Annotated in this window: 11 protein-coding genes; 4 read left to right on the top strand and 7 right to left on the bottom strand. The window is 64.7% G+C overall.

Annotation, left to right across the window (positions count from 1 at the left end; all coding sequences use genetic code 11):
- The first annotated feature begins 300 nt into the window (after window positions 1-300).
- A complete protein-coding gene (locus QZY48_RS11325) occupies window positions 301-1,290 on the top strand; it encodes a hydrolase (protein ID WP_295430962.1) in 990 nt (329 codons plus the stop codon).
- Window positions 1,291-1,373: 83 nt separating this feature from the next.
- Here QZY48_RS11325 and QZY48_RS11330 read toward each other — a convergent pair whose 3' ends face one another.
- The 4 genes from QZY48_RS11330 to QZY48_RS11345 all read right to left on the bottom strand — a co-directional run bounded on the left by QZY48_RS11330 (window position 1,374) and on the right by QZY48_RS11345 (window position 2,908).
- Window positions 1,374-1,559: a HepT-like ribonuclease domain-containing protein gene (locus tag QZY48_RS11330; RefSeq protein WP_295430963.1), complete on the bottom strand. Its 186-nt coding sequence runs from the start codon at window positions 1,557-1,559 to the stop codon at window positions 1,374-1,376.
- Window positions 1,556-1,915, bottom strand: coding sequence for a nucleotidyltransferase family protein (locus tag QZY48_RS11335; RefSeq protein ID WP_295430964.1), 360 nt, complete (start codon window positions 1,913-1,915; stop codon window positions 1,556-1,558). The genes QZY48_RS11330 and QZY48_RS11335 overlap by 4 nt, the downstream gene beginning before the upstream one ends.
- On the bottom strand, window positions 1,905-2,360 hold the full coding sequence (locus QZY48_RS11340; RefSeq protein ID WP_295430965.1) for a hypothetical protein: 456 nt from the start codon (window positions 2,358-2,360) through the stop codon (window positions 1,905-1,907). The genes QZY48_RS11335 and QZY48_RS11340 overlap by 11 nt, the downstream gene beginning before the upstream one ends.
- A gap of 239 nt (window positions 2,361-2,599) precedes the next feature.
- Window positions 2,600-2,908 (bottom strand): hypothetical protein, encoded by a 309-nt coding sequence (locus QZY48_RS11345; RefSeq protein ID WP_295430966.1) that lies wholly within the window; start codon window positions 2,906-2,908, stop codon window positions 2,600-2,602.
- A 482-nt stretch (window positions 2,909-3,390) separates the two neighbouring features.
- On the opposite strand from QZY48_RS11345, the gene panB reads away from it, so the two are divergent.
- The 3 genes from panB (at window position 3,391) to panD (ending at window position 5,823) form a co-directional block, all read left to right on the top strand.
- A complete protein-coding gene (gene panB / locus QZY48_RS11350; protein WP_295430967.1) occupies window positions 3,391-4,194 on the top strand; it encodes a 3-methyl-2-oxobutanoate hydroxymethyltransferase in 804 nt (267 codons plus the stop codon).
- Between the two features lie 240 nt (window positions 4,195-4,434).
- On the top strand, window positions 4,435-5,289 hold the full coding sequence (gene panC, locus QZY48_RS11355) for a pantoate--beta-alanine ligase (protein WP_295430968.1): 855 nt from the start codon (window positions 4,435-4,437) through the stop codon (window positions 5,287-5,289).
- Window positions 5,290-5,442: 153 nt separating this feature from the next.
- Window positions 5,443-5,823, top strand: a complete 381-nt coding sequence (gene panD, locus QZY48_RS11360) for an aspartate 1-decarboxylase (RefSeq protein WP_100920317.1) — start codon at window positions 5,443-5,445, stop codon at window positions 5,821-5,823.
- A 92-nt stretch (window positions 5,824-5,915) separates the two neighbouring features.
- Here panD and QZY48_RS11365 read toward each other — a convergent pair whose 3' ends face one another.
- The 3 genes from QZY48_RS11365 to QZY48_RS34775 all read right to left on the bottom strand — a co-directional run bounded on the left by QZY48_RS11365 (window position 5,916) and on the right by QZY48_RS34775 (window position 6,993).
- Window positions 5,916-6,236 (bottom strand): nucleotidyltransferase family protein, encoded by a 321-nt coding sequence (locus tag QZY48_RS11365; protein WP_295430969.1) that lies wholly within the window; start codon window positions 6,234-6,236, stop codon window positions 5,916-5,918.
- A gap of 89 nt (window positions 6,237-6,325) precedes the next feature.
- Window positions 6,326-6,775 carry a DUF29 domain-containing protein gene (locus tag QZY48_RS11370; protein ID WP_295430970.1) on the bottom strand — a complete coding sequence of 150 codons (450 nt, stop codon included), beginning with the start codon at window positions 6,773-6,775 and terminating at the stop codon, window positions 6,326-6,328.
- A gap of 74 nt (window positions 6,776-6,849) precedes the next feature.
- On the bottom strand, window positions 6,850-6,993 hold the full coding sequence (locus QZY48_RS34775) for a type II toxin-antitoxin system PemK/MazF family toxin (RefSeq protein ID WP_366929671.1): 144 nt from the start codon (window positions 6,991-6,993) through the stop codon (window positions 6,850-6,852).
- Between the last annotated feature and the right edge of the window lie 255 nt (window positions 6,994-7,248).

Raw genomic sequence — 7,248 nt, forward strand, 5'->3', positions numbered from 1 at the left:
GGGCATGAAAGGAGCTTGTGGGAGCGGCCTCCGGCCGCGATGCGGCGCCGCGGCGAACGCCGATGCCGCGTTCCCCGCGCGGCCCGCCGCGGCTAACGGTCATGGCACCCGCGCCACCCCGGAACATGAAAGTCCTCTCGACCGTTAGCTCGATGACCAGTGTGCGGGGCGGCGTAGTCAGGGCTTCCAGCCCTGACTGTTCCAGCCCCGACACCGTCAGGCCAGGATGGCCTGACTACGCACTTTCACGGTAAAGCCGCTCCCACAGGCCCCCAAACACCAACCACCGGAACCAACGCCATGGGTCGCATCGTCGCAAGCAGTTTCCGCCCGGCCTGGTGGCTGCCCGGACCCCACCTCCAGACCGTCTGGCCGAGCCTGGCGCGGCGCCGGCCCGAACTGCCGCTCACACGCCGCCGCATCGAACTGGCCGACGGCGACTTCATCGACCTGGCCCTGGGCGCGGGCCGCGGGCCCCGCGTCCTGGTGATCCACGGACTGGAGGGGGACCTCCAGTCGCACTACGCCGGCACCCTGCTTAAGGTCTTGGCGCAGGCGGGCTACTGCCCCGTCTTCATGCACCTGCGCGGCTGCTCCGGCGAGCCCAACCGGCTGGCCCGCAGCTACCACTCCGGCGCCAGCGAGGACCTGCACGAGGTCCTGACCCACCTGGCACGCGACCCCGCGGGCCCGCCGCTCGCCGCCATCGGCTTCTCCCTGGGTGCTAACCTGCTGCTTAAATACCTGGGCGAACGCGGCGGCCACCCACCCGGCGACCCGCGCGCGCCCCTGCTCGGCGCCGGGATCGCGGTGTCAGCCCCCTTCGTCCTGCGCGACGCCATGCTGCGCCTGGATCAGGGTGCCTCGCGCGTCTACCGGACCTACCTGGTCGACCGGCTCAAGCTCGCCTTCCGGAGCAAGTTCGCCACCCTCCCCTGCCCGCTGTCCATCGACATCGCCGCGATCCACGGCTTCAACGAGTTCGACGACCAGGTCACCGCCCCCCTGTGCGGCTTCACCGGTGTCTTCGACTATTACAGCCGCGCCAGTTGCCGCGGCTACCTGCCCGCCATCAGCACCCCGACCCTGATCATCCACGCCCGCGACGACCCCTTCATGTTCCCGGCCACGGTCCCCTTCGAGCACGAGCTCGGCCCCGGCATCACGCTGGATCTCAGCGCGCACGGGGGGCATGTCGGCTTCGTCGCCGGCAGTCGGCCCTGGCGGCCGGAGTATTGGCTGGAGGAGCGGATCATCGGGTTTCTCCGGGACCTCCAGCAAAGCACCTGAAAGCCCGGGCGGGCCAGACCAGGCTGTCTGGCCCCAACACCGTCCGGCACAAACCCTAAGGGCTTCAGGTCTATGACTGAGGTTTACGATTCAAGATCGTCAATCATCGCGCGAATCGCGGCGGACAACGGGGCGACCTCATGGACGCATATCCACCACACCTGCTCGGCATCGATATCGAAATACCGGTGGGCAATCACATCACGGAAACCCATGACGCCTTTCCAATCGATTTGCGGATAGCTTGCAAACAACTTGCCGCCAGTCATACATCGATACCCTCCCGTTCGATACGCGCCTTGAGCGAGGGATTCATTCGCTCACGCAGCCGCACGATATCGACCTTGCGATGCACGCGGCACTCAAGGTCGTCCTTGATATGGACCAAGAGATAGGGATTCGGCGTCGTGGTCCGGACATAGACATCGAGATCACTGGCCGCTGTTGCGCTCCCACGCGCAAAGGACCCGAAGACGCCGAGCGCAAGGATGCCGAGCGCGTCCCCGCGATCCCGTTTGAAGTCGCGGAGCGCCGCGAGTATCCCTTCCTGCCCCCCATGCAGACCGATCGGTCGCCCATCAGGCGACGGACCAAGCGGGGGTACTGGTTTGCTGCTAGTCGGCATTTCGATCATACTCCAATCTACCGGCCTCCTGATACAGCTCGGCAAGGGCGGCCTCGGCCTTGTCATAGAGGGCGCAAAGGCTTGGTTCCTTCTTGATCAAGGGGTGACTGCCAAGGAATTGATAGACATAATCCGTGGCCACCGACGCACGATCCATGAACTCGAAATAGTGCCCGGGATTGATCGGGTCATCGCCGTCGTCCGCGACCAGGACCGGACGACCGTCGACCTCCCGCTCTTCGAGCACCGGCCGGCGGCAGGCATGGAGAAAATGGCGGATCTCCTCGCGCAGCTCCGCAAGCGTCTCGCCGTAGACGGTAACCGGCGCGAGGGTCCAGCTTTGGATGCTGCCATCCTCGTCATAGAAGACCTCGTGGATCTGATAAGACACCTCATCGGCGTCGGCACCGGCCTTACGCAGGACCCTGATATTCCAGCTTGACATCGGCTGTGACCTCTGATGGTTGGCGACCGCGTTCACCGGGGTTTCATCGACGGGGCACGGGCCCGCCGCCGCTATTGTGCGTTCCGGGGCGGCGCAGGCACCACGGAGTTTGGACCCGCTCCGCACCGGACCTGTAGGATGGGCAGAGCGCAGCGATGCCGATCATTCAGCACCGCGGTGACTCGTCGTCGCCGTTCCAGGCGGCGACCAGGGCATTGGCGTCCCGATAGGTGCGTCGCCTAGTCATCGTGCTCGCCCCGGCGTCGCTCTGCCTCCGCCAGCACGGCATCCCAAGCCATGGGCGGCAGGAGTTCCCCCGCGTCGATAGCCTGGGCACGCAGAGACTCCAGTCGACGCCACAGGTCAGTGCGTGGTGCAGCGCCTTCGTCGATCGGAGTGATCGCTGGGCCGGCGGTCCGCGCCCCGACCGCGTCGGGTGGGTCCACGATGACCGCCAACCGATGTCGGCCAGGTAACACGCTGGACGGCAGGCGCAACACCACGCCGCGCTGGGCATCGAGGTCGCAATCAAAGGTGAAGGTCTGCATGTCAGTCGCTCGTTCGGGTTGCGGGTAAGGCTTATGCTGCCCCGAATCCGCGGCCTCGTCCATCCGCACGGACAGCGGCATCTTACCGTGAAAGTCGCGCAGCGACGCTGTGGGAGCGGCTTTACCGCGAAAGTGCGTAGTCAGGCCATCCTGGCCTGACGGTGTCGGGGCTGGAACAGTCAGGGCTGGAAGCCCTGACTACGCCGCCCCGCACGCTGGCCATCGAGCTAGCGGTCGAGAGGACTTTCAGGTTCCGGGGTGGCGCGGGTGCCATGACCGTTAGCCGGTCCAGCGTGCAGGCGCCACTGATTGCTCTTGGATATGTCGCCAACCGCCACCGGCTAAAGCCTCGACCTCCGATTGCGGACGGACCGCTACTGGCCGGAAGGATGATCAAAGCCCTGATCCACCAGGTCCCTATCTTATTTGCGTTCATTTGCGGACAAATCGTCTCTTTGCGTTCACCAACTTCCGGAGTATCCATGTCCGCCGCGCCGATCTCAGTCGCGACCCTCGCCGCCATGAAGGCCCGGGGCGAGCGTATCACCTGCCTGACCTGTTACGACGCCAGTTTCGCGCGGCTGCTGGAGGCCGCCGGGGTGGACGTGATGCTGGTGGGCGACTCACTCGGCATGGTCGTGCAGGGGCATGAGACCACGGTGCCGGTCACGCTCGATCAGATGGCCTATCACTGCGCCTGCGTCGCCCGCGGGCGCAGTCGCGCGCTGTTGATCGCCGACTTCCCATTCCTGGTCGGCGCCACCCCCGAGCGGGCACTCGTCGGTGCCGCCCGTCTGATGCAGGAGGGCGGTGCCCAGGTGGTCAAACTGGAGGGTGGGGCCGGCGTGCTGGAGACGGTGCGGTGCCTGACGACACAGGGCGTACCGGTCTGCGGCCACCTGGGGCTGATGCCCCAATCGGTCAACCTCATCGGCGGCTACCGGTTTCAGGGGCGCGATGCGGACTCCGCCGAGACCATAGCGCGCGACGCCCTGGCACTCCAGGAGGCCGGCGCCAGTCTGCTGGTACTGGAATGCGTACCGGCGGCCCTGGCCCAGCAGATCAGCCGGTCATTGCGGATCCCGGTCATCGGCATCGGCGCCGGGGCCGGGTGCGACGGCCAGGTGCTGGTCGTCTACGACATGCTGGGCCTCAACCGCGGGCGGCCCCCGCGCTTCAGCCGTGACTTCCTGGCCGGCCGCGACTCGGTGCCCGCGGCCCTGGCCGCTTACGTCGCGGCGGTCAGGGATGGGAGTTTCCCCGGTCCGGCGGAAACCGCTTACTGACAAGGCCCCTTATACCGGGCCAGCCTTACCGAGGGGTGCGATCAGAACTGATGTGGTGACCGAGATCCCGAGTACGCTGTCGTTGTCGTAATCGAATAATCCGACCACGATTACGACAACGACAACGACAACGACGCCCGGTCCGTGAGAACGTCCGGTAGCTGTAGGGTACGCGATCACTACTATACGAAACGTGCGTTAATACATCAGTTCTGATCGCACCCTTACCGAGGAATCAAGATGCATATCGTCGAAGATCTCAACGGGCTGCGCGGCCAGGTCCGCACCTGGCGCGCGGCCGGCGAGCGCATCGGCTGCGTGCCCACCATGGGGAACCTCCATGAGGGACACCTCACCCTGGTGCGCGAGGCGCGGCGGCTGGCCCCGCGGGTGGTGGCGACTATCTTCGTCAATCCACTGCAATTCGGCCCCACCGAGGACCTGGCCGCCTATCCCCGCACCCCGGAGCAGGACCAGGCGGGTCTCGCCGCGGCCGGCTGCGACCTGCTGTTCGCCCCGACGGTCGCGACCATGTACCCCGCTGGACAGCAGACCCAGACGCGGGTAGAGGTGCCGGGGGTCTCCGACATCCTGTGCGGGGCCAGCCGCCCGGGGCACTTCATCGGCGTGGCGACGGTGGTGTGCAAGCTCTTCAACATGGTCCAGCCGGATCTCGCCCTGTTCGGGGAAAAGGACTTCCAGCAACTCCTCATCATCCGCCGGATGGCCGCCGACCTGGCCATGCCGGTCGAGGTCATCGGGGTCCCCACCGTCCGTGAGCCGGATGGGTTGGCGATGAGTTCGCGCAATGGCTATCTGACCAGCGGCGAGCGGGCCCAGGCACCGGCACTCTACCGCGCCCTGAGCGTCGCCGCCCGGGCGCTGGCGGCGGGACTGCCGGTGCCCCAGGTCGAGACCGAGGCCGCCGCGGCCCTTGCCGTGGCCGGGTTGCGACCCGATTATGTGAGCGTGCGCCGGGCCGCGGACCTGGGCGACCCGACGGCGGCAGACCGCGAACTGGTGGTCCTGGCAGCGGCCTATCTCGGGCGGGCGCGGTTGATCGACAACCTGCGCGTCAGCCGTCCGGCCGGCTGATCGGCGGCGGCCCGCAACAACAACAAAATCCTTGATGCAGCGCAGCAATGTCTGCGCTAGAATCCGCAACCAACCAAAATCACACGGGTTTTCTCGAGGTTTCCCAGACCCGAGCGACCCCAGGCCCAAGCGGCCATTTAGAGGATTGACCTGATGCAACTGACCTTGTTGAAGTGCAAGCTGCACCGTGCTTGCGTGACGCATGCCGAGGTGGACTACGAGGGCTCCTGCGCCATCGACGAGGAATTGCTGCGGCGCTCCGGGATCCGCGAGTACGAGCAGATCCAGATCTATAACGTAACCAATGGTGAGCGCTTCACCACCTACGCCATCCGCGCCCAGGCGGGCTCACGGGTGATCTCGGTCAACGGCGCGGCCGCGCACAAGGCGGCCCCGGGGGATCGGGTCATCATCTGTGCCTATGCCGGCATGAGCGAGGCCGAGGCGCGGGTCTTCAGACCCAGCCTGGTCTATCTGGACGAGTGCAATCACATTGTGCGCACCGGCGAGTCCATTCCCGCGCAGGCCGCCTGAGGATCGCGCCGACGGCTTGACCGCCCGGGCGGCGCGGGTCGATCAAGCCTCCAGAGGCCCGAAACGATCGCTGGGCTTGGCGCTGTCTTCGGTCATGCCGCGACGGCCTCGGCGCGCGCATTGACCAAGAATGGGGTTGTCCGCTCCTTCCAATCCAGCGCAGAGACGAAGACCCGGCTGATCGTAATCCCGTACTCCAACGACAAGCGCGAGGCCAGATGACCGGTGCGGTCGATCTCCGCACCATAGCGGTCGATCCGATCCAGTACCACCAGCAGGTCCAGGTCGGATTCTGGCTGGGCCTGGCCCCGAGCGTAGGAGCCGAACAAAAACAGCCCCTTGAGCCGGGGACCGTAGATCTCCGACAGCCCAGTCCTCAGGTCCAGACGCAGTGTGTCGATCGGCTCGTTCATGGGCGACGGGCTCGCTAGGTGGTTCGGATCGAGCGGAGCGGATAAGGGAGCACTTTTCCCTCCTTTTCCCTCAAGACCTGACCCCTGAATCAGTCTGGCAACACAGGCCAAAACTTCGGATTCATGATTTGATCGAAAGTCCAGGGACAGGATTCCGGGAACTCACCTAACCCGGTTTCTTCCGATGCTTTGGCAACCGCATCAGACCACACGTCAGACCACCAAAAGGAATGCCTCAACTCTGCTTTCAAGCTCGGTGTCTGATCAATACAGAGCCCGACTCGATTACGTTGCTCTTTGATGGTTCGCTGCCAACTATTGCCCCTTCCTCCTGGCTGATACTGCCACTTCAGCATGTGTGCCAGGAGGACCGCCATGCGGCTCGCCAATTCGCGTTTTTCGCTCTTGCCCACGTCTTCGATCTCATCGGCGATATGCTCGATATCCAGGGCATCGAAACGCCCGGCCCGAAGCAGTCGAGCCTGCTCGTTAGCCCAAGCTATCACGTCTATGTCGTAACTGTTCGGGTTAGCGCGCATTATGCCTCCTATCGGTCGTTAGGCTCTTCATGGCAGCGCCGGAGAAAACGCTCGTGGCGCGCCTCGCTTTTGAGTTAGGCTCCTATCTCGAGAGCCGCGGCAAGCGCCTGTGCAAGTTTGTTAAGCTTCTGTCTTGAGAGAGTCCCGACATAGTCCGTAAGGACGACCTTTGGTAAGCTCACAAGATCGTCGCAGTGGATGCTGGACGGGTGTTTCAGCCTCGATCAAGATTCCGGCCACTTGGGCTCGGCGGGTGCGTAGTCAGGCCATCTTGGCCTGACACCGTCAGGGCTGGAAGCCCTGACTACGCACTCCGCTGGCCGGGATTACGATCAAGGCCGGTGTTTCAGGCCTTCCTCTACGCCGACCAACACCTGAGTGCTTAGGCCGTGGAATGATGTGTATACCGGCGCACAAATCACGGTAGAAAAGCGCGACTCTATGAGAACTTGCCTACTCACCACGGCGAAGAC

The organism is uncultured Thiodictyon sp. (assembly GCF_903828115.1).
In the GTDB taxonomy this organism is placed as follows: Bacteria; Pseudomonadota; Gammaproteobacteria; order Chromatiales; family Chromatiaceae; genus Thiodictyon.

What these genes read in the sequence shown, in the direction of transcription:
- QZY48_RS11340 (WP_295430965.1), bottom strand. Translation starts at nt 2,360, where the DNA reads ATGTCAAGCTGGAATATCAGGGTCCTGCGTAAGGCCGGTGCCGACGCC.
- panD (WP_100920317.1), top strand. Translation starts at nt 5,443, where the DNA reads ATGCAACTGACCTTGTTGAAGTGCAAGCTGCACCGTGCTTGCGTGACG.
- QZY48_RS11330 (WP_295430963.1), bottom strand. Translation starts at nt 1,559, where the DNA reads ATGACTGGCGGCAAGTTGTTTGCAAGCTATCCGCAAATCGATTGGAAA.
- QZY48_RS11370 (WP_295430970.1), bottom strand. Translation starts at nt 6,775, where the DNA reads ATGCGCGCTAACCCGAACAGTTACGACATAGACGTGATAGCTTGGGCT.
- QZY48_RS11365 (WP_295430969.1), bottom strand. Translation starts at nt 6,236, where the DNA reads ATGAACGAGCCGATCGACACACTGCGTCTGGACCTGAGGACTGGGCTG.
- panB (WP_295430967.1), top strand. Translation starts at nt 3,391, where the DNA reads ATGTCCGCCGCGCCGATCTCAGTCGCGACCCTCGCCGCCATGAAGGCC.
- QZY48_RS11345 (WP_295430966.1), bottom strand. Translation starts at nt 2,908, where the DNA reads ATGCAGACCTTCACCTTTGATTGCGACCTCGATGCCCAGCGCGGCGTG.
- QZY48_RS11325 (WP_295430962.1), top strand. Translation starts at nt 301, where the DNA reads ATGGGTCGCATCGTCGCAAGCAGTTTCCGCCCGGCCTGGTGGCTGCCC.
- panC (WP_295430968.1), top strand. Translation starts at nt 4,435, where the DNA reads ATGCATATCGTCGAAGATCTCAACGGGCTGCGCGGCCAGGTCCGCACC.
- QZY48_RS11335 (WP_295430964.1), bottom strand. Translation starts at nt 1,915, where the DNA reads ATGCCGACTAGCAGCAAACCAGTACCCCCGCTTGGTCCGTCGCCTGAT.